This window comes from Microbacterium gorillae, from assembly GCF_000826185.2.
GTDB classification, from domain to species: Bacteria; Actinomycetota; Actinomycetes; order Actinomycetales; family Microbacteriaceae; genus Microbacterium; species Microbacterium gorillae.
This window is the reverse complement of the sequence record NZ_LN648875.1, coordinates 1,557,926-1,583,526: the sequence shown is the minus strand read 5'-3', so window position 1 is coordinate 1,583,526 and position 25,601 is coordinate 1,557,926. Positions and strand designations below refer to the sequence as shown.

Below are 25,601 nucleotides of genomic sequence, written 5' to 3'. Positions count from 1 at the left end.
CACGAAGACAGGCGCCCGGCTCTCGCCACGGCGCCCGTCCCGGGCTGCGGAACCCCATCCCACGCCCCCCGGTGCGAGATGGGGTTCCATTGCAGCGAGTTCCGCACTCTGTTCGGACCGCGGCCGCTCTCATGCCCCCCAGCGCGAGAACGCGTCGATCACTGCATGACGTACGGCGACAGCCCCCCAGCGGTCGGCCGATGCATCATGCATGGTGCAGGATGGGTTCAGCGTGGCGTCCACGTGAGCTCCTCCCTGCAGTGCGGTACGGTGGTGCGCCCCCCGGCGCCCGACCGTTCGGCCACAGTACCCCGACCGTTTGGTAACATGCAACCGCGGTCCGACCCCTATTGAAGACAGGCATCCCGTGCCCTCACACGCTCGGACCCCCCGCGGACGGGCCAGTCGTACGCGAATCGTCGACGCGGCCATCGAGCTGTTCCTCGATCCGGGCTACCACGCGACCTCTTTGCGCGACATCGCCGCGCACAGCGGCATCACGCACGCGGGACTGCTGCGGCACTATCCGTCCAAGGCCGCGGTGCTCGAGGCGGTGCTGACGGTCCTGGACCAGCGGATGCCGGCCGGCCGCGAACGCGGCGCACCCACCATGGAGCCGCTGCAGGAGTACGCCCGCCAACTCTCCGCCGCGCCGGCGGCGCTCGCCCTGATCGCCACGGCGTATGGCGAGGCCAGCGCACCGGAACACCCCGCCCACGCGTACATGCTCGCGCGGCACCAGCGGCGCATGAAGGTGTCCGAAGGGCACTTCCTCGGCCGGTCCGACCTCGGTGCGAACCGAGACCCGCTGATCGACGCCCGGGTCTTCATCGCGACCTGGCACGGTCTGCAGGTCATGAGCCTGTTCGCTCCGGACGAGATCGACATCGTCGACCTCGTCGGCCAGTACTCCCGCGGCCTCGCTCGCTCGCACAATCGGGAGCCCGGCGCCACGCTGCCGCCGCAGCCCGAGCCCCCGGCGCCGACCGACCGCGAAGGCCGAGTGCTCGCCGCGGCCATCGATCTGTTCGCGCGGTCCGGATTCGGCGACACGGCGATGCGCGACATCGCTGCCGCGTCCGGCGTGGCGAAGTCGAGCATCTTCGAAGACTTCTCCTCGAAGGAAGCCCTGCTGGAAGCGGTACTCGCTTCGCGCGACGCCTCCAATGAGGTCGAGCTCGCCGAGGCCGCCGCGACGTCGGTCCGCGACGCCCTCGTCCTGGCCGCCCGCCGCTCCACGGCGACGCACTCCGCCCGGGTGTTCCACGACGCGACGGTGCTCATCTGCCACGAAGCGTCCGCGCCGTCGCATCCGGCACACCCGATCGTCGCGCTGCGGCTGGCCGCACTGCGCGCGCATTTCGGCGCGCTGCTGGACCTCGCCCGGACGCAGGGCTCACTCCCGCCGGAAGCGACGGACGGCGTCGATGCGACCATGCTCGCGGGACTCTGGCTGGGTCTGCGCGTCCAAGCGCTCTACGAACCGGACCTGGTCGACGCCGGGACGCTCTTCGCGGATTACGTCGCCGGCATGCTCGCGCCCGTCACCCCCGCGCGATGACCTCGAGGACGGCTTCGCCGTAGGCGTCCTTCTTCTTGGCACCGATGCCGCTGATGCCGTCCAGTTCTGCCGCGGACGACGGACGGTGCTCGGCGAGCGCCCGGAGCGTCGCATCGCCGAAGACGATGTAGGCGGGCACGCCCTGCTCCCGCGCGACACCGGCCCGCCAGACGCGCAGCTCCTCGAACAGCTCACGAGCGTCGTCGGGCAGGTCCGCGGCCGCGCTTGCCTTCTTCGCTCGCCCGGATCCTCCCCCGGTGCGACCCAGGACGTCCCGGCGCAGAGGCACGGGCGCATCGCCGCGCAGCACCGCGGCGGCCGGGTCACCGAGCGCCAGCGTGCCGTACTCCCCCGTGGCGACCAGGATGCCGCGGGCGAGGAGCTGCCGCACCACCGAGCGCCAGTCCGCATCGGACAGGTCCGCGCCGAGCCCGTACGTGGACAGCTCGTCGTGACGGTACTGCCGGATCCGGTCCGTGGACGCGCCGCGCAGGATGTCGATGAGGTGACCGGCCCCGAACGCCTGGTTCCGCTCGCGCTTGAGCCGCACGATCGTGGACAGCAGCTTCTGCGCGGCGACCAGACCGTCCCAGGTCTCCGGCGGCGTGAGGCAGGTGTCGCAGTTGCCGCACGGGGCGGACTGCTCACCGAAGTACCCCAGAAGGTTCTGGCGACGGCACTGCACGGTCTCGCACAGCGCGAGCATGGCGTCCAGGTGCCGCTGCTGGCGCATCTTGTGCGCCCGATCGCCGTCACCCTGGTCGATCAGGCGGCGCTGCTGGACGACATCGCCGAGCCCGTACGCCATCCACACGACGCTCGGCTCGCCGTCTCGACCCGCACGCCCGGTCTCCTGGTAATAGCCCTCGACGGATTTGGGCAGGTCGATGTGCGCGACGAAGCGGACGTCCGGCTTGTCGATGCCCATGCCGAACGCGATCGTCGCGACCATCACGACGCCGTCCTCGCGCAGGAACCGCGACTGGTTGCGCTGGCGCACCTCGGCAGGCAGGCCCGCGTGGTACGGCAGGGCGTCGATGCCCTGCTTGGCCAGGGCCTCCGCGGTCTGCTCGACGGCCTTGCGGCTGAGGGCGTAGACGATGCCCGCCGAGCCCTCCGGCTGCGAGCGGATGAAGTCCACCAGCTGCCGCCGCGGCTCTGCCTTCGCGTCGATGCGGTACTGGATGTTGGGTCGGTCGAAGCTGGAGACGAAGTGCCGGGCGTCGCCGAGACTCAGCCGCTCGGTGATCTCCTGGTGCGTGGCGCGGGTCGCGGTGGCGGTCAGCGCCATCCGCGGGACGCCGGGGAACACCTCGGCGAGATCGCCGAGGGCGAGGTAATCCGGCCGGAAGTCGTGGCCCCACTGCGCGACGCAGTGCGCCTCGTCGATCGCGATGACGCTGAGCGAGCCGCGCTGCAGCAGCGCGCGCGTGGCGGGGCTGGACAGCCGCTCCGGCGCGACGTAGATCAGGTCGAGCTCGCCGGCGACGTACGCCCGCTCCACGGCGCTGCGCTCGGAAGCGGACTGTGTGGAATTCAGGTACGCGGCCTGCACGCCGTTGGCGCGCAGGGCGTCCACCTGATCGTGCATGAGGGCGATCAATGGCGAGACGATGAGTCCGGTTCCGGGACGGACGAGCGCCGGCACCTGGTACGTGACGGACTTGCCGCCGCCCGTGGGCATCAGCACGATCGCGTCGCCGCCGTCGATGACCTGATTGACGATCGCGGCCTGGTCACCGCGGAACGCGTCGTAGCCGTACACGGTGCGCAGGGCCTCGGCCGCGGTGGCGTACTGCGACGCTCGCGCGCGCGGCGGAGCCGGTGCGTACCCCGCGTCCGGCGGCGGGGCACCGCCGGCGAAGTCGAGGTCCATCGGCGGCTCGTCATCGAACGGGACGTCCTCGTACGGGTCGTACGGCGGGACGTCATCGAACGGCACGTCGTCAAAGGGCACGTCGGCGTAGGGATCGTGCGACGCCGACCGTCCCGGAGCTGCGGATTCGCGGGGGAAGGAGGCGGGAGGCGTCACCCCGTCGAGTGTAGTCGGGGGCACGGACACTGAGCTCTGTCGATGGTGGCCCGTAGGCTCCGGAAACGCACGCACGAGGGGGATGTCATGGTGGAGAAGACGGCGGAAAAGCGCGCTCGGGAGGAGTTCGTCACCCGCCTGACCGGGGACGGTCACCTGGATGATCCGCGCGTCCGGTCGGCCGTCGCATCGCTGGATCGCTCCGCGTTCGCTCCGGACGCCGCGCTCGAAGCGGTGTACAGCGACGACGCCATCCGCATCATCGCTCATGAGGACGGCCGGTGGCTGAGCACCGTGTCAGCGGGGTGGTTGCAGGCCGCCATGGCGACGGCGCTCGCCGTCGAGCCCGGCGACCGGATCATCGAGGTCGGTTCCGGCGGCTACAACGCCGCGCTCCTCGCGCAGCTCGCCGGACCCACGGGTTCGGTGCTGAGCGTCGACATCGACCCGTCCGTGATCGATCGCGCCCGTGTCGGCATCGCGGCGCAGGATGTGGATCTGTCCGGCATCGAGGTCCGGGTCGCCGACGCTTGGCGAGGCCTCGGCGAGGAAGAGGCGGACCGCATCATGCTCACGGTTGACGTCGCACATGTCCCGTGGCCACTCGTCTCGGCCCTCAGGGACGGCGGGACGTTCCTGGCGCCGATGCGCCTCGGTGGGCTCGGCACGTGCGTGCTCACCCGCCGCCGGGGCGACGCACTGATCGGCGGCATTCCCCTCACCGGGGGTTTCGTCGGAGCGCAGGGCGAGGGAGAAGCCGGCGAGCGTCCCGCGGTGGTGAACACGGACGAGAACAGCTGGCTGACCGGCACAGCACCCGGTTCCGTGTCCACGGAGGCGTTCGACGCGATGATCGCCGAGTCGTCTCGCGTGCACGAGACCGGCGTCCAGATCGGCCCGATCCTCTGGCTCAACCTCTTCCTCTGGATCGGCGCCGCACCCTTCCCCACTGCCACCTGGTCCGCGACGACGCCACGTCCGGAGGGCTTCACCGCGGGCAGTCCGTTCGGCACCCCGGTCGCGATCGACACCGACGGCGGGCTGTCCCTCGCGGCTCCTGCCGCCCGTTGGATCGACGACGAGCATCTCGACCTGATCGTCCACGCCTACGGCCCGCGTGGTGATGAGCTCGCCGAGCGGCTCGCCGCACACATCCGGGCATGGGACGCGATCGGTGGCGACGATGCGAAGCCCGAGATCCTCATCCGCCCGCACTCCGCAGACCCCACTCCGGACGGCTGGCTCCCCGCCGCCCGGCTCGACCGCGACGACACCTTCCTCCGCTGGACTCCCCTCAACGAGCCACACCCGTCCTCGCGCTGACCCTTTCCCGGGACGCGGGGCCGATGTCGGTGCTCCCGGATAGCGTCGCGGACGTGACCGAGAACGATCCCCTCGCCGGGCTGGACGGGCCCCAGCTGACCGCCGTGATGCACGGCGACGGACCCCTGGTGATCGCGGCGGGTGCCGGGACCGGGAAGACGCGCGTGCTCACCTCACGCGTCGCGCGACTGCTCGAGTCCGGGTCCGCACCGGAGCGCATTCTGCTGCTGACGTTCACCCGCCGTGCGGCCGCGGCGATGATCGCGCGGGCCGCCGCGCTGTGCGGCGACACCCAGGCCGCGCAGCGGATCAACGGCGGCACCTTCCACGCGGTCGCGCACCGCATCGTCGCCGAGCACGCCCAGCACCTCGGGCTGGCTGACGTCACGGTCCTCGACCCCGATGACGTCACCGACCTCATCGATCTGCTCCGCAGCGAGCACGGGCTGACCGGCACGGACGTTCGGCTGCCCACCACCCGCACGATCGCGGACATCGCCTCCCGCGCGATCAACACCGGGACGCCGGCGCGCAAGGTCATCGAGGCGCAGTTCCCGTGGGCGCTCGAGCACACCGAGGCCATCACCGCGCTGCTGCGCGCCTACGCAGCCCGCAAGCGCGAGCGCGGACTGCTCGATCTCGATGACCTGCTCGTCGCGTGGCGCGCGCTCGTCGCCGACCCGGACGTGGGTGCGCGCCTGCGCGCCCGGTGGGACTGGGTGCTGGTGGATGAGTACCAGGACGTGAACAGCCTGCAGGTCGACATCGTGCGCGGCCTCTGCCCGGACGGGAAGGGTCTGTGCGTGGTCGGCGACGACGCCCAGGCCGTCTACGGCTTCCGCGGGGCGAACGCCGGGCACCTGCTCGAACTCGCGAAGGCGTTCCAGGACTCCACGGTGGTCCGGTTGGAGCGCAATTTCCGCTCCACGCAGCAGATCCTCGATGTGGCCAACGTCGTCCGTCCCGGTGAGCTGCAGCTGACGCTGCACGCTGATCGCGCCGTCACCGGACCGCGCCCCGCCCTCGTGGTGTGCGACAACGCCGACGACGAGGCACGGACGATCGCCGACCGCATCCTCACCGCCCACACCAACGGTCGGCCGTTGCGCGAACAGGCTGTCCTGATGCGCACCGGAACGCACAGCGCCCTGCTCGAGGTGGAGCTCAAGGTCCGGGACATTCCGTTCCACAAGTTCGGTGGCATCGGGTACCTGGAGACCGCGCACGTCCGGGATCTCCTGGCGACGTTCCGCGTCGTGCTGAACCCGGCGGACGAGGTCGCCTGGTACCGCGTCCTGACCCGTCACCGAGCGATCGGCAAGGCCACCGCCCGAACCCTCGCCGCGATGCTGGCCGACGGCGGCATCGATCGGGCCGCAGAGGTGGTGGCCGCCGCCCCGGCGCGGGCGCGCACCGGGCTGTCCTCGACGCTGTCCCTCCTCGGCGCCGTCGACGCGACCACCGCCGTGACCGAACTCGTCGAGGCGTGCCACGGTGCGATCGACCCGCTGCTGCGCGCGCACTACCCGGACTGGCAGCGCCGCGTCACCGACGTCGACGGCATCGCGCAAGCGGCCGCTCGGCAGCGTGACCTGCGCACGTTCGTCAGCGAGCAGGCGATCGACCCGGTGAACGTGTCCGGCGACTGGGCACACAAGCCGCACCTCGATGAAGACTGGGTGACGCTGTCCACGATCCACTCCGCGAAGGGTCTGGAGTGGGACAACGTGCACGTGCTGCGGGCCTGCGACGGCGCGATGCCCTCGGACATGGCGCTCACGAGCGACGACGGGCTCGCCGAGGAGCAGCGGCTGTTCTACGTCGCGCTCACCCGGGCGCGCGATTCGCTGGACGTGTACGCCCCGGCGCGTCTGCCGACGCACCCGACGTCGTTCCTGGCCCGGCACGTGATGGCCAAGCCCAGTCGTTTCCTCACCGACGCCGCCCGCGAGCGCATGGAGGTGGTGGACACCGGCGTCTCGACCCCCATCGCGCCCGCGCGTCCGGCCGCTGCGCGCGTCCGCGTCGACGCGTTCGACGACCTGTTCGCGTGAGGTTGAGCTGTTCGCTGATGCTCAGGTCCACTTCGCTGCGAGGGTCGCGATGACGTTCGCGTTGCGGCTGGTGGTGACCCCGAGGAGCCGGCCGGCGCGCAGCGGGTCCGTCTCCCCCGGCGTGTACTCCGGACCGAGGAGCGCGTGGACGGCGCGGTCCCGAACGACCATCCGCCCCTTCGCCGGATCGGTCAACGCCTCCACCGCCGCGGTGGTCTCGGCGTCGAGGGGCGTCTGCAGCAGGTTGACGTAGTGGCGCGCCAGGCCCGGTTCCGCGAGCGCGGCCGTCTCCGCAGCGAGGTCCCGGAACTCGGGCACGGTGAATGACACCACGGGCACGTCGAATCCCCGGTCGTCCGCGAACGCCGCCTCCAGCGTGGCGTCGAGGTCCGCGGGGGCGATGTCGGATCGGAGGAAGACGTTGCCGGACGCCGCATGTGTGGCGACGTCGGTGCCCCCGACCACGCCGAGCACACGGCGGATGTCCGCAGCCGGGAACGGATGGCGTCCGCCGACGTTGATCGCCCGCAGGAAAACGATCGACTCGATCATGCCGAAACGCTATCCGAGCCGACGACGGTGCTCACCACCCGCCTCGCGTCGGCGTGTGGCCTTCCCGGGCGCCGTCGGGCATCGCCATGTCGGCCCGGACGCCCAGCAGACGAATCGCGCGTTCGGGCTCGATCCGCTCGACGAGTGCCATGATCTCGGCGGTCACCACCGCACGGTCCGTCGTCGCGGCGACCTTGTGGACGAACGTCTTCGTGGTGAACGGCGCGTAGCGCACCTTCAGGCCGACGCCCACCACGGGGCGTCCCTCCGCGGCGATGTCGTCCAGAACGGGGGCGATCATGTCCCGTGCCGCCTGTTCGATCGCGGTGCGCTCGGTGAGGTCCTGCTGGAAGGTGGTCTCCCGGCTGTGTCCCCGCGCGACCCACGGAGTGTCATCGACCACGGCGGCCCCGTCCCCGCGACCGAGCGATCCGTACCAGGGGCCCATCTTGGGCCCGAACTCGGCCGCGAGCACCTGATCCTCGGCGGCAGCGAGTTCCGCGACCGTGCGGATGCCGAGCGTCGCGAGCCGCTGCGAGATCTTCGGGCCGATCCCCCACAGGTCGCGCGTCGGCCGATCGCCGAGCACGTCGAGCCAGTTCTCGCGGGTGAGCCGGAAGACGCCGCGCGGCTTGCCGAGATCGGTGGCGTTCTTCGCCCGGACGAGCGTGTCGCCGATCCCGACGCTGCAGTGCAGACGCGTGCGCTTAAGCACCGCCGCACGGATCTCGTTGGCCGTCGCTTCGGGATCCACGGTCCGCACTCCGACGAACGCCTCGTCCCAGCCGAGCACCTGCACGGTGGCGCCGGGGAAGGCCCGCAGGGTCGCCATGACCTCTTCGGAGGCCGCCGTGTAGGCGGGCGCGTCGACGGGCAGGAAGACGGCGTCGGGGATCTTCCGCGCGGCGATGCGCAGCGGCATCCCCGACCCGACGCCGAACGCTCGTGCCTCATATGACGCCGTCGACACGACAGCGCGTTTCGTCGGGTCGCCACGGCCTCCGACGACCACCGGCTTCCCGACGAGCTCGGGATGCCGGAGCACCTCGACAGCGGCGATGAACTGGTCGAGGTCGACGTGCAGAACCCACGCCGTTGCGGAGTCAGCCATGACCCCATTGTGACCTCCGACCCTCCGGTCCGAAACACAGAGCGGCCCGCCGGAACGGATTCCGGCGGGCCGATGTCAGTGATGCGCGCGGCTCATTCCGTGCAGGTCACCTCGGTGCGGTAGAAACTGCATGTCGCCACCGGCGGCGTGCGGCTTCATGCACGGCGTGTGGGCGATGTACATGACCTGCTCGTACAGCGGCTGGATCACCTGGTCAGCGAGGATCTTGTCCTCGGCGGACTGCCACAGCTTGTTCGCCGCAGCCTCATCCTTCGAGCCCCAGGCGGCGACGATGTCGGCCTGTGCGGAGTCGTTGGTGTACTTGAGGTGGTAGTTCGCGTCGACGGTGATCGAGGCGATCCACTCCGAGGCGGCCGGGAACGACGATCCCCACAGCGACGTCGACGGGCCGTCCAGCTTGTAGTCGTTGATCTTCTCGGACAGGTTCGCCGCCGGCGTCGGACGCGGCTCGACGTTCAGGCCGATCTCCTTCGCCGCGTTGGACACCGCGAGCGCCAGAGCGGCGTCGGTGGTGTTGTCCGCGGAGTAGTTGAACGGGATCGTGCCGGTGAAGTTCGCCTTCGCCAGCAGCTCCTTCGCCTTCGTCGGGTTGTACTCGCAGTACTCGCCGCAGGCGCCCTCACGGTAGGCGGAGACCGAGTTCGGCATCAGCGAGGTCGCCGGAGCGACGGCGCCCTTGAACAGGTCCTTCGCGATGGAGGCGCGGTTGATGATCATCGAGAACGCCTGGCGCACCTCGATCGGGAATTCCTTGTCCAGGTACGTCGGCCACAGCACGTAGGTCTCCAGCGTGTTGCGGTCGATCGCGGTCAGACCCTTGTCGCCGAGCGAGTTGCGCGCCTGGGCGATGAGTCCCGGCGGCAGGCTCCGCAGCACGTCGGCGTTGCCGGCCGCGACATCCTGGTACGCGGTGTTCGTGTCCGTGTACACGCGGAAGGTGATCTTGTCCGCGGCACCGTCCGGTACCCAGCCCTTGTACTTCGGGTCCTTGGTGAGGACGGCCTCGACCTGCGGGTCCAGCGAGTCGAGCGTGTAGACGCCGTTGCCGATCGGCTTCTTGTCGTACGCCGTCATGTCCTTCAGGCCGCTGGCCGGCACGGGGCAGAACGGCAGGGTGGAGAGCATGTACGGCACATCGTTGTTCGGCGTCTTCATGTCGATCGTGAACGTGTTCGCGTCCACGACCTTCAGGCCGGACAGCGTGTCCCCGCCGGAGGTGTCGTCGGGCTTATTGATCTCGTCGTAGCCCGCGATCTGCCCGTAGGCGTAGTTCGAGGGCATCGCGTTCTTGCCGGTCGCGATGAAGTTGAACGTGTCGACATAGGTCTGCGCGTCGATCTTGGTGCCGTCGGAGAACGTGTGGTCCGGTGCGACGACGACGGTCCAGTGCTTCTGGTCGTCACTCTCCACGGACTTCGCACCACGCATGAACACGGAGCCGTCCTCCTTGATGCCGGTCAGCGGTTCGCAGATCGCCATGGCGATCTGCGAGCCCGGGTTCTGCGCACCGGTCACGCGCTTGATCTCGCCGTTGTTGACGGCGATGAAGCTCGTCTGCTTGCCACCGTCCGCTCCGGCGGTGCCACCCGATCCGGAATCAGAGCCGTTGAGTGAGCCGAAGCAGCCGGTCAGGGTGAGCGCGCTCAGTCCGGCGATCATGAGCCCCGCGACGATGCGGGGTGCCTTGCGTGTCATGGGTTGTTCCTTTCGAGATCCGCCGCGGAACCGTGCGGCTCGCGCTGCGGGACGGATGGTGTGGGAAGGGCTGTGGTGGTGACGCGTCCGATGTCGGACACGCTCACCTCGGCGGCGAGGAAGCACGCCGATCGATGGTCGGGCCCGTCCCCGGGCACGCTGTCAAGGACCGGCACGTCGGTCCGGCACTTGTCCACAGCGGTGTAGCACCGCGTGTGGAACGGGCATCCGGGCGGCGGCGCGATCGGCGAGGGCGGGTCACCCTGCAACACGATGCGTTCCAGCGACTCCCCCGGAGCGAGCTTGCGCGGGATCGCGGACAGCAGCGCCCGCGTGTACGGGTGGGCGGTGCGGTCATAGACCTCCGCGTCCGACCCGGACTCCACGATCTTGCCGAGGTACATCGTCACGATGCGATCGGACATGTGCTGGACCACGTCGAGGTCGTGCGCGATGAAGATGATCGCCAACCCCAGCTCGCGCTTCAGGCGGTTCAACAGATTCAGCACCTGCGCGCGCACGGACAGATCCAGCGCCGAGACCGGCTCATCGCAGACCAGCAGCTTCGGCTCCACCGCGAGCGCACGCGCGATACCGACCCGCTGCAGCTGTCCGCCGGAGAACTGGTGCGGGTAGCGGTCCGCGTTCTCCGGATTCAACCCGACCTGCTCGAGCAGTTCGGCCACCCGATCGGGGATCGCCGCCTTCGGCAGCAGCTTGTGGGTGCGGATCCCCTCGGCGATCGACTCGCCGACCGAGCGTCGCGGGTCCAACGAGGCGTGCGGGTCCTGGAACACCATCTGCACGTTCCGGTGCAGTCCGGCGCGGGCGACGGGATCCATGGCGGTGAGGTCCTCACCCTGCCACCGGACCACGCCCTCGCTCGGTTCCTCCAGGCCGCAGATGATGCGGGCCAGGGTCGATTTGCCGCAGCCGGACTCGCCGACCAGGCCCAGCGTCTCGCCGTCCTCGATCGCGAGGTCGACGCCATCGACGGCGCGCACCGGAGCGTGCGCGTTCTCGTCCTTGTTCCCGGCGAACAGCGTCCGGTTCTGGCGGTAGTGGCGACGGATGCCCTCAAGCTCCAACAACGGCATCGGCCATCACCTCCTTCGCGTGATGGCACGCCGAGCGGCGTTCGGCCGCGACGAGCTCGTAGGCGGGAGTCTGCTCGCGGCAGATGTCGGTGGCGAACGGGCACCGCGGGTGGAAGCTGCACCCGGCGGGGCGGTGAGCGATGTCCGGCGGCAGGCCGGGGATCGTGGGCAGATCCTTCCCCGCGTGGCGGGCATCCGGGATGGATCCGAGCAGACCCACGGTGTACGGGTGCGCGGGGCGGTCGAACAGCTCGTCGATCGGAGCCGTCTCCGCGGGCCGGCCGGCGTACATCACGAGAGCCCGGTCGGCGAGCTGGCCGGCGACGCCGAGGTCGTGCGTGATGATCATCATCGCCATCCCGCGCGCCTCCTGCTGCTCGGCCAGCAGATCCAGGATCTGGGCCTGCACCGTGGCATCCAGAGCCGTGGTCGGCTCATCCGCGATGAGCAGGTCCGGATCCAGCGCGAGAGCCATCGCCATCATGATGCGCTGGCGCATGCCGCCGGAGAACTGGAACGGGTAGTCGTCGGCCCGCCGGGCGGCGTCCGGGATCCGGACCGCACGCATCATCTCGATCGCAGCTTCGTGCGCCTCCTTGCGGCTGAATCCACGGTGCACGCGGTACAGCTCACCGATCTGCGTCGCCACCGTCTGGACCGGGTTCAGCGCGGAAAGCGCGTCCTGGAACACCATGCTGATCCGGGACCCCTGCACGGTGCGCAGCTGCTTCGGACTGAGTGTGAGCAGGTCGGTGCCGTCGAAGCGGATGCTGCCCTTCATGACCCGCGACTGATCCTTCGGGAGCAGACCCATCACGGCCTTCGCCGTCACGGACTTGCCGGAACCGGACTCGCCGAGCAGGGCGAGGGTCTCGCCGGGATTGATCGTGAGGTCGACGCCATCCAGGACCCGGACGGCACCTCCCCGACGGGGACCGAAATCGACGGTGAGGTCTCGGACCTCCAACAGGGGCTTCATCGGCGGGCCTTCGGATCGAGCGCGTCGCGTAGACTTTCACCCAGCACCACGAACGCGAGCGTGGTCAGGCCGAGCATGGCGGCGGGGAACAGCATCAGCAGGGGGGCGATCTGCCAGTTGCCGTCCTGTCCGGCCAGGGCGATCTGGATTCCCCAGGAGATCGCGGGCAGGCGCAGACCGACGCCGAGGATCGAGAAGCCGGACTCCGCGGCCATACCGGCGCCGATGGACAGCGTCGACATCACCACCAGCGGCGTGACGGAGTTCGGGATGACGTGTCTCAGCAAGATCGTCCACTTGCCCACTCCGAGACCACGAGCGGCCTGGATGTACTCCAGGTTCTTCACCTGCAGCACCGAACTGCGCATGTAGCGCATCGTGCCCGCCCAGCCGAAGAGCACGAGGACGAGGACGATCGTCCACACCGTCCGGTCGCGGAACTGGTACAGGATGACCAGACTCGCGATCATGCTCGGAATGCCGAGGATCATGTTCGACAGCCAGGAGATCGCGGTGTCCACGATGCCGCCGAAGTAGCCGGCGAGCGACCCGGCGATGAGGGCGACGATGAAGGTGAGCAGGGCGGTGAGCACGCCCACTTCCAGCGACGTGCGGGCGCCGTGGACGATGTTGGACCAGTAGTCGCAGCCCTGGATGTCGAATCCCATGAGGTGCCCGGGCTCCGGCCCGACGCGCGACTTGGTCAGATCGCACGAGCGGGGATCGATCTGGGTGAACAGCCCCGGGAAGATCGCCATCAGCACGACCACGGTGATGATGGCGATCGCGATCAGGAAGATCGGACTGCGCCACAGAGCCCGCAGTCCCCCGCCGCGGCGACGGCGACGCGGCGCGACGCGCTTCAGCGCGATGCTCGTCGTCGACTCAGACATGACGCACCCTCGGGTCGATGATCGGATACAGGAGGTCCACCACGAGGGCGGCCACGAGGTAGAACAGCAGCAGGAACACGGAGACGCCGACGACGACCGGGCCGTTCATCCCGTCGATGGCACGCGCAAGGGTGCCGCCGAGGCCGGGCAGGTTGAAGATCGTCTCGATCAGGACGGACCCGCCCAGCAGGCTGGCCAGGCTCAGACCGAGATATGTCACCACCGGCATGAGCGCGTTGCGCAGGGCGTGCACCCACATGATCCGGCCGGGTGCCAGCCCCTTGGCCCGCGCGGTGACGATGTAATCGCTGCGCAGGACGTCCACGAGGCTCGTGCGCGTGAGACGTGCCAGCGGCGATGCCGTCTCCAGAGCCAGCACCAGCGCGGGCATGATGAACGCCATCGGGAAGCCGGTTCGCACGCCCGAGATCGGCAGCAGGTGCAGCTTGATCCCGAAGATGTACTGCGCGAAGTACGCGATGATGAAGCCCGGCACGGCGAGGAAGAAGATCGTGAAGATCAGGTTGAACTTGTCCGGGAACTTGCCCTGGTTCATGCCCGCCCAGACGCCGAGGCACACGCCGATGACGATCTTCAGCACGAACGCGGACAGCGCCAGCACCACCGTGTACGGCAACGCGGTGCCGATCAACGTGGACACCGCGTTGCCGTTGAAGTCCCGACCGAAATCGCCGTGCAGCACGTTGCCGAGGTACTTGATGTACTGGACGAAGAACGGATCATCCAGGTTGTACTGAGCCCGGATCGAAGCGATCGTCGAGGCTGACAGGCGCTTGTCACCGGCCAGCGCCAGGACCGGGTCGCCCGGGATCAGGAAGACCAGCAGGTAGACCAGCAGAGTGGACCCGATCAGTGTCGGGATCATCAGCAGGATCCGGCGGATCGCGTACCTCAGCACGGGCGGTCCTCAGTCCGCCGTACGAGCGGGTTGTCCGGCACGGAAATAGTCGACGACCTCGGCCGGCAGCGGCGGAATCGTCTGCGGTTCCGAGCCGCCCCGGATGGAGGCTGCACCGGCGACACCGGCGGCCACCGCATCGCGCGCGTCCAGCGGGTTGGTGGCGGTCGGCGCCCCCTCGCGGACGAGACCGATGAACTCCGCCACCGTGCGCGGGTCGGCGCCGTCGTGGCCGCCCTCACCGCTGTCCTCGATCGGGAAGCGCTCGTGGCCCCGCTCCAGGTAGTCGCTGCGACGGTTCCAGAGGCGGATCTCGCCGCCCGCACCGTCGTCGAAGTTCTCGATGCGTCCCTCCGTGCCGATGACGGTGTAGTTGCGCCAGTAGTCGGGCGTGAAGTGGCATTGTTGGTAGCTCATCAGCACGCCACTGTCGGTGCGCATCATGATCATCGAGATGTCCTCGACGTCGATGACCGGGTTGAGGTCGGTCTGGGCCAGCGGCGGCCAGTTGTCCATCGAGAACCAGTCGCCCATGCGGCGGTCGCTGTTGTCGCGACGGGACTGGACCTGCCCGTACACGGCGAGGTCGCCGATGCCGACCACGGTGCGGGAGCTCGTGCCGGCGAGCCAGTGCATCACGTCGATGTCGTGCGCGCCCTTCTGCAGCAGCAGGCTCGTGCCCTTGCTGCGTTCGGCGTGCCAGTCCTTGAAGTAGTAGTCACCGCCGTGGCCGACGAAGTGGCGCGTCCAGATCGCCTTGACCTCGCCGATGTCGCCGCGGTCGATGATCTCCTTCATCATCGTGACCACGCGCATGTGCCGCATGTTGTGGCCGACGTAGAGCTTCGTGCCGGTGCGGTGGGCGGTGACCAGGATGCGGTCGGCGTCCTCGATCGTGATCGCCAGCGGCTTTTCCACATAGGCCGGAATGCCGGCCTCGAGCAGCTCGATCGTGATCTCGGCGTGCGTGAAGTCTGGGGACGTCACGAACGCCGCGTCGATCTCCTCGCCCGAGTCCACGAGGTCGCGGACCGAGGCGAAGACGGGGACATCGCCGAACAGCCGGTGGGCTCGCTCATGCGTCTGCTCGGCGGGGTCGACGGCCGCCACCACGCGCCCGTTCACCGCCTCGACGTTCAGAGCCAGTCCGGATCGCGCCCCCACGCCGATCACGGCCACCCGCACCGGGGTGTTCGTCTGATCTGAATCCTGCATGTGCGATTCCTCCTCGCTGTCGGCGATGGTCGGTGACGGGATGTCGTCCACCCCGTAGAGGGACGAGGCGAAGCCCTCGAAGGCCAGGCACAGCGCGCCGATGACGCCCGCCCGTCCGCCGAGGTCGCCGGCCCGGACGAGCCCGGTGCCACCCTCGAGTCCTGCCACGTAGTCGCGCAGCTGCGCGGAGATCGCCGGCGCGAGCGCGGCCGACTCCGCCGCGAGCGCGCCGCCCAGGACGATGACGTCCGGGTCCAGCGTGAGTGTGAGTGCCGCCAGCGCGGGAACCATCCCGGCCACGAGTTCGTCGCGGACCTTCAGGCTGGCGGCGTCGGCGGGATCGTCGCGGAGTCGGCGGAGCGCGGCGGCGACCTCCGGCACGGTGTTCAGCAGCTCGCCCTGGGGCCCGCCGGACGGTCCGAGTGCTCGCAGCATGCCGACCTCACCGGCGCGACCCCGGCGACCGCGGATCACGGAGCCGTGGTTCGTCAGGCGAGCGGAGACGTGGTGCCACGTCAGCGCGTAGACACCGGTGTCAACGCCGGCGAGTGCACCGAAACGTGACTCCGCATCGGCGCACAGGGTGAGATCGTTATCCACGGTGACCGGCACGCCCATCGCGGCGGAGAGATGATCGGCGACGTGCAGACCGCGCCACGTGGTCACCTGCGGCGCCGAGGTCATCAGGCCGCGTTCGTCGATGAGGCCGGCGACGGCGAAGCCGATTCCGGCGACATCCTGCAGCGTGAGCGTCAGACTCTCCAGGGTGGCGACGAGCAGGGCTCGGACGGGCTCGAGGTCCGGGTTCGCGGTGGTCGGGGGACGGACGTCGTAGGCGGCGTTCGCCCGGACGCGTCCGCGTCGATCGGCGACCACGAGCTGCACCGGGTCGACGCTCAGGTCGATCCCCACCACGACGCGGCGACCCTTCACGAACGTGTAGGTGCGGGCGGGGCGGCCGGTGGCCACGCGAGCCGCGTCGCGAGAGGCCAGCCCGAGCGATTCGAGCTCATCCAGCGCAGCGGTGACGGTGGGCCGGGACAGACCGCTCGAGGACGCCAGGTCGCTGATCGTGGCGTGCTCGACCTCGCGCAGCGCGATCAGGCACTGAGCGAGCGGGCTGAGCTCCGGCGTCATCATCGACCTTTCCTAAGTCACTTTCGTAATGACTTACGAAAGAGGTTTCTAGCATTGATCGCTGCGTCGTGTCAACGACGCCTCCGCACCCGACAGGAGAGAATGGATGCATGGACGCACGTTTCTCGGTCCGGCCGACCACCGCCGATGATGCCGAGGAACTGACGGAGCTGCTCCACCTCGCCTACGGTGAGCACCTGGTCGAAGGCCTGAACTTCACCGCCGCGACGCAGTCCGTCCAGACCACACGACACCGGTGCGCGGGCGGCGGATCGTGGGTGGTCGTCGCGCCGGGCGGCATCCGCGCCACGGCCACGATGTCCCTGCCGCCGTCGTCGTCGCTGCAGAAGCTCACCGCCGCCGCCCGCGAACCCCGACGCGCATGGCTGAACCAGGTCGCCGTCCACCCGGAACTGCGCGGCACGGGGCTGGCGTCGGTGCTGTTCCACGGCGCGCTCGAGTGGGCGCGGGACGCGGGCGCGCGCAGTGTCGGCGTCGACACGGCGGAGCCCGCGACGGCACTCGTGGGGCTCTACGAGCACTGGGGATTCACGCGCGCGGACACCGTGCACTGGCACGGCAAGACCTATGACTCGACCGTCCTGATCCGATCCCTCTGAGCTCAGACCTCCGGTTGATGCAACCGCGCGACGTACCGCGCGCTGCGGGGGTGCGGGCCGCGCGGATCGATCAGCGACACCACGACCACCGCGGCGGTGGCCAACGGAATCGTCCATGCCGCCGGCTGCGCGAGCAGGGGCGTCCACCAGCCGGGCGCGGTGATGACCGCGGACGCGATCAGCGCCCCACCGCACAGCGCCGCCCCCACGGCCATCCCCGCGATCGCCCCGCGCGCGGTGAGGCGACGCCACCACACCGACAGCACGATCACCGGCGACAGCGAGGACGCGGCGAAGACGAACACCAGCCCGACCGAGGAGACGAGTCCGTCCGGCACGGTCAGGAACGAGAACGCGAGCGGGACCAGTGCGCAGAGCATGGCCGCGAGCCGGAATGAGCGAACGGTGCCTCCGAACAGGTCCTGGCTGACCACGCCGGCGAGGGAGACGACCAGTCCCGAGGAGGTCGCCAGAAATGCGGCGAACGCCCCCGCGACGACGAGCGCGGTGACGAGATCGCCCCAGATCCCGGGCAGCAGGCGTGAGGGGAGGGTCAGCACGACGGTGTCGGCGGTTCCCGACTCGGCGAGATCGGGGGCGGCCACGCGGGCGATGAGGCCCATCGTGGACGAGACGGCGTAGAACGCGCTGATCAGGACGATCACGAGGACTGTCGCACGCCGTGCCGAGCCGCCGTCCGGGCTCGTGTAGAAGCGCACCAGGACGTGCGGCAGGCCGATCGTGCCGAGCAGCAGCGCGAGCATGAGCGAGAGCGTCGTGTACAGGCCGGTGCCGGCCGGACCCCGCTCGGGCGGGAAGACCAGCTGCGGGTCCACGCGGACGTCGTCGCCGATCAACACGATGATCAGCAGCACCACCGGGACGAGCAGAGCGGTGAGTTTGACCCAGTACTGGAACGCCTGCACGGCGGTGATCGCGCGCATGCCTCCGGCTGCGACCGCACCGCCGACGACGAGAGCGACGACGATCGCTCCGACCCACAGCGGAAGCCCGGCGACGACGTTCATCGTGATCGCCGCGCCGTGCAGCTGCGGCACGATGTAGAGCCAGCCGATGACCACCACGACGACGGAGGTCAGATGACGAGCCGTCCGCGATCCCACGCGCGCCTGGATGAAATCGGGAATGGTGTACGCGCCGGACCGTCGCAAGGGCGCCCCGACGAACAGCAGCACGAGCAGGTACCCCGCCGCGTACCCGATCGGGAACCAGAACCCGTCCGCACCGACCAGCAGCACCGCGCCCGCCAGGCCCAGGAAGGTTCCCGCGGAGAGGTACTCGCCACTGATCGCGGCCGCGTTCCCGAGCGGCGGCACGCTGCGGGAGGCGACGAAGAAGTCACTGGTCGTGCGCGAGATCCGTGACCCTCGGTAGCCGAGCACGAGGGTGACCAGAATGAGCAGTCCGACGGCCGCGATGTTCAGCACGCCGTTCATTCGCCTCCGCTCCGCAGCAACCGGTACCGGCGTTCGTTGCGTCGCGCCGAGCGGGCGTAGAGCAGCGCGAAGACGAAGATGATCGGGTAGTAGCCGTAGGCGTGCAGGAGCCACGGCAGCGGCGTACCCAGGATCACGACGGCGTTCAGCGCCGGGACCGCCACCAGCAGCACCGTGAGCGCACCCGCCGCGACGAGAAAACCGAGCAGACAGCCGAGCGCGAGCCGCAGCTGAGCGCGGATCAGACCGCGCAGGTAGATCTCCTCCGCCTCGTCCGCGGCACGCGGCTCGGTCCGGGCGCTGGGGTAACGCAGCGGCGCGGAGAGCGAGCCGGCGTCGACCGTGACGCGAACGCGGCGACGCTCGCTCACGACCGCAGCAACCTCTCCCGCACCTCCGCGACCATCCGTCGGCTCACCGGCAGCTCGATCTCGGCGAGCGAGACCGTGGGCGCGGAGCCACTGAGATGCACGGCGGTGACGGCGTCGGCACGCACGAGGTACGACCGGTGCAGACGCACGAAGCCGACCGGCTCCCACCGTTCGGCGAGGTCCGAGATCGGTGTGCGCACGAGGTGGTCGCCCTGCGCGGTGAACAGCCGCGAGTAGTCCCCCTGGGCCTGCACCCAGCGCACGTCGCTGCGGCGCACCAGGCGCGTCTCCGCACCCACGGTCACCGGGATCTTCTCGTCCGTCACGGCGGGCTGCTGTGGCGCGGACGCTTCGATCGCGCGACCCAGTGCCTGCGCGAGGCGGGCCGGACGGACCGGCTTGAGCAGGTAGTCCACCGCTGCGACGTCGAACGCCTCGACCGCTCGGGCGTCATCCGCGGTGACGAAGACGACCGCCGGACGCACCTGGAACTGCTGCAGAGCGCGGGCGAGGTCCAGCCCACCGAGCCCGGGCATGTGGATGTCGAGGAAGCAGACGGACACCGTCGTCTCGGTCAGGATGCGCAGGGCGTCGGCGCCGGTGCGAGCACGGTGGATCTCACCGACGCGCTCGTCGGCTCGCAGCAGGGCGGCCAGTTCCTCGAGCACGGGCGCTTCGTCATCGGCGACGAGCACGTCGACCGTCATCTCACCCCGTCTCGTGTCCGGGCTGGCTCTTCGGGACCCGGATTCGCACCATGGTACCGGCGTCCTCCGCCGTCTCCACGACCAGTCCCCCGCCCGGCCCGTACATCTGTCGCAGGCGCCGATCGACGTTGCGCAGGCCGACGTGCTCGCCGCCGTCGGGGGACTCCAGCAGGGTCTTCGCGCGCTGCGGTGCCATCCCGGCGCCGTCGTCCTCAACGGTGATCTCGGTGTGGCTGCCGAGGTCCACGCTGCCGATCGTGAGGCGGCCGCCGCGCTCCCCGGGCTCCAGTCCGTGCTTGACGGCGTTCTCCACGAGCGGCTGCACCGCGAGGTACGGGATCACGGTGCTCAGGGTCTCCGGAGAGATCCGCAACCGGACCTCCAGCCGCTCGCCGAAGCGCGCGCGTTCGATCTCCAGGTAGCTGTGGATGGACCGCAGTTCCTCGGCGAGCGTGGTGAACTCCCCGTGCCGACGGAACGAGTACCGCGTGAAGTCGGCGAACTCCAGCACCAGCTCGCGGGCGCGGGCCGGGTCCGTGGTGATGAAGGAGGCGATCGCGGTCAGGGCGTTGTAGATGAAGTGCGGGCTGATCTGCGCGCGCAGAGCGGTCAGTTCCGCCTCCGCGAGCGCGGCCCGCGACGAGTCCAGGCGGCCGAGCTCGAGCTGTCCGGACACCCAGGCCGCGACCTCGCCGGTGGCACGCACGAGCGGTGCGCGCACGGCGGTCCCGAACGCGATGACCACGCCCCACACCTCGCCGTCGACTTCGATCGGTGCGCCGACGGCGGCGGAGCCGGTGACGCCGTCCACCCGCGGGAAGACCTGACGTCGCCGGGCCGAGGCGACCTGATCAGCGATGCGCTCGGCGACCTCGGCGAGGCCGGCGTGCGGACCGTCGAAGACGACCTCCCCGTCGGGCCCCGCGATCGCGACGGCGTGCGCACCGAGGAGTGCCCGGACGTGCTTGACCGCCCGCGCGGTGTCCGTGGCCCCGGACGAACGCAGGTCCGCCGCCGCCCGGCGCGCGGTGTGCAGGGTGCGGTACGTGGCGCGGTCTTCGTCCGAGCCGAGCTCGCGGGCCCCGAACGCGAGGCGCCGCGCACCCCACAGCAGCAGCACGAGCCCGGCACCGATCACGGCGCCGAGGACGAGCAGCACGGCATCGGGCATACGTCCCAGACTATTCATCCCCGGTCGCTCCCACCCTCGACAGGTGTAGGCCCCCAGACCTGCCTCACTCGAGAGCAACCTCAGGTCGCTCCCGTGTCCGGCAGGAACCCGGACCCGGACGTGCCGAAGGCGAGAGCGACGCCGGCGCTCGCGATCCCGATACGATCGCGACGTGACGGAGAACCCACGGACCTCGCCCGCCCGGCCCGTGATCGCCGGCATCGTCACCGCGCTCGTGGGCTTCACTTCCTCATTCGCGGTGGTGCTGACCGGACTGCACGCCGTCGGCGCGACCGACGGTCAGGCGGCGTCGGGACTCCTCGCCGCGAGCGTCGCGATGGGTCTCGCCTGCATCGTGCTGAGCCTGTGGACGCGGATGCCGCTCACCTCCGCCTGGTCCACGCCCGGCGCCGCGCTGCTCGCCGGCGCGGGCACGATCGAGGGCGGGTGGCCGGCGGCGGTCGGTGCGTTCCTCATCGTCGGCGCACTCATCGTGCTGACCGGGGTCTTCCCAGTGATCGGCGCGCTGATCCGGCGCATCCCGACGCCGCTGGCCCAGGCGATGCTCGCCGGGGTCCTCCTGCCGCTGTGCGTGGCACCGGTGACCGGCATCGCGCAGAACCCGTGGGGCGTGCTCCCGGTCGTGCTGGTCTGGCTGGTCGGACTGCGATTCTTCGCACGCTGGGCGGTGCCGGCCGCGTTCGCGACCGCGGCGATCGTCGTGATCGCCTCCGTCGTGACCGCCGACGCGGCCGTCCCGGTGGCATCGCTGCTGCCGCACGTGGAGTTCACGATGCCGACCTTCACCCCCGGCGCGATCATCGGCGTCGCGCTGCCGCTGTTCATCGTGACGATGGCCTCGCAGAACATCCCCGGGGTCGCGGTCATGCGCGGTTACGGCTACGAGGTGCCGTGGCGCCTGTCGATGGTGACCACCGGCGTCGGCACGATGCTCGGTGCGCCGGCCGGCAGCCACGCCATCAACCTGGCCGCGATCAGCGCCGCCCTCGCCGCGAGCGAGGAGGCTGATCCTGATCCGAAGCGCCGGTGGATCGCGGGCGTCTCCACCGGGGTGTCCTACCTCGTGCTCGGCGTCGCCTCCGCCCTGTTCGCCGCGCTCGTGGTGCTGGCCCCCGCGGGCGTCATCCCGGCGGTGGCGGGGCTCGCGCTCATCGCGTCCTTCGTCGGGGCCGCGCAGCAGGCGTTCGCGGACCCGGACCTGCGCATCGCCGCCGCCGTGACGTTCCTCGTGGCGGCGTCCGGAATCTCGCCGTTGGGTGTGGCGGCGGCGTTCTGGGCCCTGCTCGCCGGCCTCCTCGTGCACCTGGCCCTGCACCGGCGTTGATTGATCCGCCCGTGCGAGAATGCCGTTTTCGCGAGGGGGACGAATGTCGCACGATCTGATCATCTTCGACTGCGATGGCGTGCTCGTGGACAGCGAGGTGATCGCCGTCGAGATCGACCGCCGCATCCTCGCCGAGTTCGGCTGGCACCTCAGCATCGATGAGATCGTGGACCGCTTCCTCGGCGGGACGGAGGAGGCGTTCGTCGCGCAGCTCGGGGCGCATCTCGGCCGCCCGCTGCCGCCGGACTGGGACGCCCCATACGTCGCCTGGTACCGGGAGGCGTTCGAGGCCGAGCTACAACCGGTGCTCGGAATCGAGTCCGTGCTGTCCGGAATCGACGCCCCGTTCTGCGTCGCCTCGAACGGTTCGCACGCGAAGATCCGCCACTCCCTCGGGCTCACCGGGCTCCTCGAACACTTCCCGGACGAGCACATCTTCAGCGCGCAGGACGTGGCGCACGGCAAGCCCGCTCCGGACCTGTTCCGGCACGCCGCGCGCTCGCTCGGCGCTGCACCGGAGGATTGCGTCGTGATCGAGGACAGCCGCAGCGGCGTCCGCGCCGCGCGAGCCGCAGGCATGCGCGTGCTTGGCTACGCGGGCGGCCTCACCCCCGCCGCCTGGCTCGCCGATGAGGGCGCCACGGTGTTCACGGACATGACGGAGGTGCCCGCACTCCTGGCATGACGAGTTCCCTCTACTGACACAGCGAACGCCCTCTCCTGACCCAGCGAGTTCCCTCTGCCGACACAGCGAACGCCCGAGCTCGGTGAGCTCGGGCGTTCGTGTGTTCAGCAGCAGCGGGAGCCGGGGTTCGCATCCTGGTCGGCGTAGTGCTTGCGCCAGAAATCCCGCTCCGACATCACCGCGGCGTCCGGGTGCGTGCGGCGCTGGTGCTCCACATACGTCCGGTAGGCGGTGTCGCCCATCAGGTTGGTGAGGTACCACCACACCTGACGCGCCGCGGTCCCCGCTCGGGACGCGATCGCTCGCGTTCCGAGCGGGCTGTCCACGGTCATCTCAGTGTCCGCCTCGCGCCGGCTGCAGGTCGTCCGGAACAGACTCCCACTCCTTCTCGATCTCGCGCTCGGCCCTGGTGGCGATGAAGCCGTCCGGAGCGAAGCGACGCGAGGGCACCGCGGGATCCTCGTGGTCCTCGCCGCCCCCGTCGCGAATGGACTTCAGCGTCGACAGGATCGACACGATCACCACGACGATGGTCAGCGCCACGAAGATGATCGACAGCGTGCCCTGGACCGCGGTGTTGCGGATGACCGCGTCCACGGTCGCCGCATCGCCGAGAGCGCCGTCACCGGCGGCCTTCGCGGCGGCGTACTTGGCGTTGTTGGCCCAGTATCCGACCGCCGGAACCGGCGAGAAGATCTTGTACATGGACGCCGTGATCGTGATGATCGCGGTGAACACCATCGGGACCGCGATGATCCACAGCCACTTGATGTAGCTGCGTCCGCGCTTGGCGACGATCGCCATCACCACCGCGAGGGCGATCGCGGCGAGCAGCTGGTTGGCGATACCGAACAGCGGGAAGAAGGTGTTGATGCCACCGAGCGGGTCGGTGACGCCGAGGATGAGGATCGCTCCCCAGCCGACCACCATGATCGCCGTGCAGACCCAGACGCCCGGACGCCAGGTGACGTCCTTGAACTTCGGGATGAACGTGCCGATCGAGTCCTGCAGCATGAAGCGCGCCACGCGGGTTCCGGCGTCCACGGCGGTGAGGATGAACAGCGCCTCGAACATGATCGCGAAGTGGTACCAGAAGCCCATCATCGCGGTGCCTCCGATGAACTGATGTATGATGTGCGCCAGCCCCAGCGCCAGCGTCGGAGCGCCACCGGTGCGCGAGACGATGCTGGATTCACCGACGTTCGCCGCCGTGGTGTTCAGGGTGTCCGCGGTGAGGTGAACGCCGGTGATGCCGAGCGAGTTCACCCAGGCGACGGCCCCCTCCACGGTGCCGCCGGTGGCGGCGGGCGAGGAGTTCATCGCGAAGTAGATGCCCTGATCGATCGAGATCGCGGCGACGAGGGCCATGATCGCGACGAACGACTCCATCAGCATGCCGCCGTACCCGATGAAGCGCGTCTGGCGCTCCTTCTCGACGAGCTTCGGGGTGGTTCCGGACGAGATCAGCGCATGGAATCCGGACAGCGCGCCACACGCGATGGTGACGAACAGGAACGGGAAGATCGGTCCGGCGAACACCGGTCCGAGCTCGCCGCCGGCGAACTGCGAGAACGCCGGGACGCTGATCTCCGGGCGGACGATGATGATCGCGCCGGCGAGAACGACGATGACGCCGATCTTCATGAACGTGGACAGGTAGTCACGCGGGGCCAGCAGCAGCCAGACCGGGAGGATCGCGGCGACGAAGCCGTAGATGATGATGCCCCACGCGATGACCTCACGCGGGAGGTGGAACATCGCGGCACCCCAGTCGGTGCCGGCGACCCAGCCACCGGCGACGATCGCGAGGATCAGCAGCACGAAGCCGATGATCGAGACCTCGGTGATCCTGCCCGGGCGGAGGTAGCGCAGGTACAGGCCCATGAACAGGGCGATCGGGATCGTCATCGCGACGGAGAAGACACCCCACGGGCTCTCCCCGAGGGCGTTGACGACGACCAGGGCGAGGATCGCCACGATGATGATCATGATCAGCAGCGAGGCGATGATGGCAGCCGTGCCACCGATCTTGCCGAGCTCCTGGCGCGCCATCTGACCGATGGTGCGGCCGCCGCGGCGCATCGAGAAGAACAGCACGACGTAGTCCTGGACCGCACCGGCGAAGACGACGCCGAGAATGATCCAGAGGGTGCCGGGCAGATAACCCATCTGCGCGGCGAGGACCGGGCCGACCAGCGGTCCGGCGCCGGCGATGGCGGCGAAGTGGTGGCCGAAGAGCACGCGACGGTCGGTCGGAACGTAGTCCTTGCCGTCGTTCTTGTACTCGGCGGGCGTCGCACGACGGTCGTCCGGCCGGGTGATGTACTTCTGGATCACCTTCGAGTAGAACCGGTACCCGATCAGGTAGGTGCACACCGCGGCGAACACGAACCAGATGGCGTTCACCGTCTCCCCGCGCACGAGCGCGAGCATGACCCAGGCGACGCCGCCGAGGAGAGCGATGGCAGCCCAGAGGAGGATCTTCGGCAGCGTCCAGCGGGCGGCGTCCGCACGGACCTCCTCCGGGACAGCGGTCGGGGGCAGCGCGGGATCCTGAGTGATCAGCGACCCGTCGTCGGCTTCGGTGCCGGAGCGTACGGCCATGGGGGTTCCTTCCTTCATCGCGTCATTGCGGAAGCGCCAGCCTAGAAGTCCC

General features: G+C 69.7%; 21 protein-coding genes. 6 read left to right on the top strand and 15 right to left on the bottom strand.

All coding sequences use genetic code 11. The features are described from left to right. Positions 1-367: 367 nt before the first annotated feature. A complete protein-coding gene (locus BN1193_RS17100) occupies positions 368-1,561 on the top strand; it encodes a TetR/AcrR family transcriptional regulator (RefSeq protein WP_052460918.1) in 1,194 nt (397 codons plus the stop codon). Here BN1193_RS17100 and recQ read toward each other — a convergent pair. Continuing rightward, positions 1,545-3,437, bottom strand: a complete 1,893-nt coding sequence (recQ, locus tag BN1193_RS17095; protein ID WP_094770651.1) for a DNA helicase RecQ — start codon at positions 3,435-3,437, stop codon at positions 1,545-1,547. The two genes, BN1193_RS17100 and recQ, sit on opposite strands and share 17 nt — an antisense overlap. A 243-nt stretch (positions 3,438-3,680) precedes the next feature. On the opposite strand from recQ, the gene BN1193_RS17090 reads away from it, so the two are divergent. Then, positions 3,681-4,916, top strand: coding sequence for a class I SAM-dependent methyltransferase (locus tag BN1193_RS17090; protein ID WP_052460917.1), 1,236 nt, complete (start codon positions 3,681-3,683; stop codon positions 4,914-4,916). A gap of 53 nt (positions 4,917-4,969) precedes the next feature. After that, positions 4,970-6,970 carry an ATP-dependent helicase gene (locus tag BN1193_RS17085; protein WP_195907889.1) on the top strand — a complete coding sequence of 667 codons (2,001 nt, stop codon included), beginning with the start codon at positions 4,970-4,972 and terminating at the stop codon, positions 6,968-6,970. Between the two features lie 21 nt (positions 6,971-6,991). Here the strand turns inward: BN1193_RS17085 and BN1193_RS17080 are convergent, their stop codons facing one another. The 8 genes from BN1193_RS17080 to BN1193_RS18515 all read right to left on the bottom strand — a co-directional run bounded on the left by BN1193_RS17080 (position 6,992) and on the right by BN1193_RS18515 (position 16,592). Then, a complete protein-coding gene (locus BN1193_RS17080; RefSeq protein WP_040168152.1) occupies positions 6,992-7,522 on the bottom strand; it encodes a DUF1697 domain-containing protein in 531 nt (176 codons plus the stop codon). Between the two features lie 31 nt (positions 7,523-7,553). Continuing rightward, positions 7,554-8,633, bottom strand: coding sequence for a DNA polymerase IV (locus BN1193_RS17075; RefSeq protein ID WP_040168151.1), 1,080 nt, complete (start codon positions 8,631-8,633; stop codon positions 7,554-7,556). Between the two features lie 75 nt (positions 8,634-8,708). Further along, positions 8,709-10,349: an ABC transporter substrate-binding protein gene (locus BN1193_RS17070; protein ID WP_230206541.1), complete on the bottom strand. Its 1,641-nt coding sequence runs from the start codon at positions 10,347-10,349 to the stop codon at positions 8,709-8,711. Further along, positions 10,346-11,446 (bottom strand): ABC transporter ATP-binding protein, encoded by a 1,101-nt coding sequence (locus BN1193_RS17065; RefSeq protein ID WP_094770596.1) that lies wholly within the window; start codon positions 11,444-11,446, stop codon positions 10,346-10,348. Before BN1193_RS17065 ends, BN1193_RS17070 begins: the two co-directional genes overlap by 4 nt. Further along, positions 11,427-12,425, bottom strand: coding sequence for an ABC transporter ATP-binding protein (locus tag BN1193_RS17060; protein WP_040168150.1), 999 nt, complete (start codon positions 12,423-12,425; stop codon positions 11,427-11,429). The genes BN1193_RS17065 and BN1193_RS17060 overlap by 20 nt, the downstream gene beginning before the upstream one ends. Beyond that, on the bottom strand, positions 12,422-13,318 hold the full coding sequence (locus BN1193_RS17055; protein WP_040168149.1) for an ABC transporter permease: 897 nt from the start codon (positions 13,316-13,318) through the stop codon (positions 12,422-12,424). The genes BN1193_RS17060 and BN1193_RS17055 overlap by 4 nt, the downstream gene beginning before the upstream one ends. After that, a complete protein-coding gene (locus tag BN1193_RS17050) occupies positions 13,311-14,237 on the bottom strand; it encodes an ABC transporter permease (RefSeq protein WP_040168148.1) in 927 nt (308 codons plus the stop codon). Before BN1193_RS17050 ends, BN1193_RS17055 begins: the two co-directional genes overlap by 8 nt. 9 nt (positions 14,238-14,246) lie before the next feature. Continuing rightward, positions 14,247-16,592 (bottom strand): ROK family protein, encoded by a 2,346-nt coding sequence (locus BN1193_RS18515; protein WP_052460915.1) that lies wholly within the window; start codon positions 16,590-16,592, stop codon positions 14,247-14,249. Positions 16,593-16,699: 107 nt separating this feature from the next. On the opposite strand from BN1193_RS18515, the gene BN1193_RS17040 reads away from it, so the two are divergent. After that, positions 16,700-17,209: a GNAT family N-acetyltransferase gene (locus BN1193_RS17040; RefSeq protein WP_052460914.1), complete on the top strand. Its 510-nt coding sequence runs from the start codon at positions 16,700-16,702 to the stop codon at positions 17,207-17,209. A 2-nt stretch (positions 17,210-17,211) separates the two neighbouring features. Here BN1193_RS17040 and BN1193_RS17035 read toward each other — a convergent pair whose 3' ends face one another. From BN1193_RS17035 to BN1193_RS17020, 4 genes are read right to left on the bottom strand one after another with little or no spacing between them, the layout of a single operon-like run. Further along, a complete protein-coding gene (locus tag BN1193_RS17035; RefSeq protein WP_040168147.1) occupies positions 17,212-18,666 on the bottom strand; it encodes a sodium/solute symporter in 1,455 nt (484 codons plus the stop codon). Continuing rightward, entirely contained in the window at positions 18,663-19,037 is a 375-nt protein-coding gene (locus BN1193_RS17030; RefSeq protein WP_040168145.1) for a hypothetical protein, read from the bottom strand. The genes BN1193_RS17035 and BN1193_RS17030 overlap by 4 nt, the downstream gene beginning before the upstream one ends. Next, positions 19,034-19,744 (bottom strand): LytR/AlgR family response regulator transcription factor, encoded by a 711-nt coding sequence (locus tag BN1193_RS17025; RefSeq protein WP_040168144.1) that lies wholly within the window; start codon positions 19,742-19,744, stop codon positions 19,034-19,036. The genes BN1193_RS17030 and BN1193_RS17025 overlap by 4 nt, the downstream gene beginning before the upstream one ends. 1 nt (position 19,745) lies before the next feature. After that, complete coding sequence (locus BN1193_RS17020) at positions 19,746-20,915, bottom strand: sensor histidine kinase (RefSeq protein WP_040168143.1); 1,170 nt, start codon at positions 20,913-20,915, stop codon at positions 19,746-19,748. 172 nt (positions 20,916-21,087) lie between these two features. Here BN1193_RS17020 and BN1193_RS17015 point away from each other — a divergent pair, with 172 nt between their 5' ends. Together BN1193_RS17015 and BN1193_RS17010 are read left to right on the top strand one after the other, a co-directional pair. Next, a complete protein-coding gene (locus tag BN1193_RS17015; RefSeq protein WP_040168142.1) occupies positions 21,088-22,260 on the top strand; it encodes a benzoate/H(+) symporter BenE family transporter in 1,173 nt (390 codons plus the stop codon). Between the two features lie 43 nt (positions 22,261-22,303). After that, complete coding sequence (locus tag BN1193_RS17010; protein WP_040168141.1) at positions 22,304-22,945, top strand: HAD family hydrolase; 642 nt, start codon at positions 22,304-22,306, stop codon at positions 22,943-22,945. A gap of 104 nt (positions 22,946-23,049) precedes the next feature. Here the strand turns inward: BN1193_RS17010 and BN1193_RS17005 are convergent, their stop codons facing one another. Both BN1193_RS17005 and BN1193_RS17000 read right to left on the bottom strand, forming a co-directional pair. Further along, entirely contained in the window at positions 23,050-23,277 is a 228-nt protein-coding gene (locus tag BN1193_RS17005) for a YbdD/YjiX family protein (protein ID WP_052460913.1), read from the bottom strand. 1 nt (position 23,278) lies between these two features. Then, positions 23,279-25,549 (bottom strand): carbon starvation CstA family protein, encoded by a 2,271-nt coding sequence (locus tag BN1193_RS17000; RefSeq protein WP_052460912.1) that lies wholly within the window; start codon positions 25,547-25,549, stop codon positions 23,279-23,281. Positions 25,550-25,601: the final 52 nt, after the last annotated feature.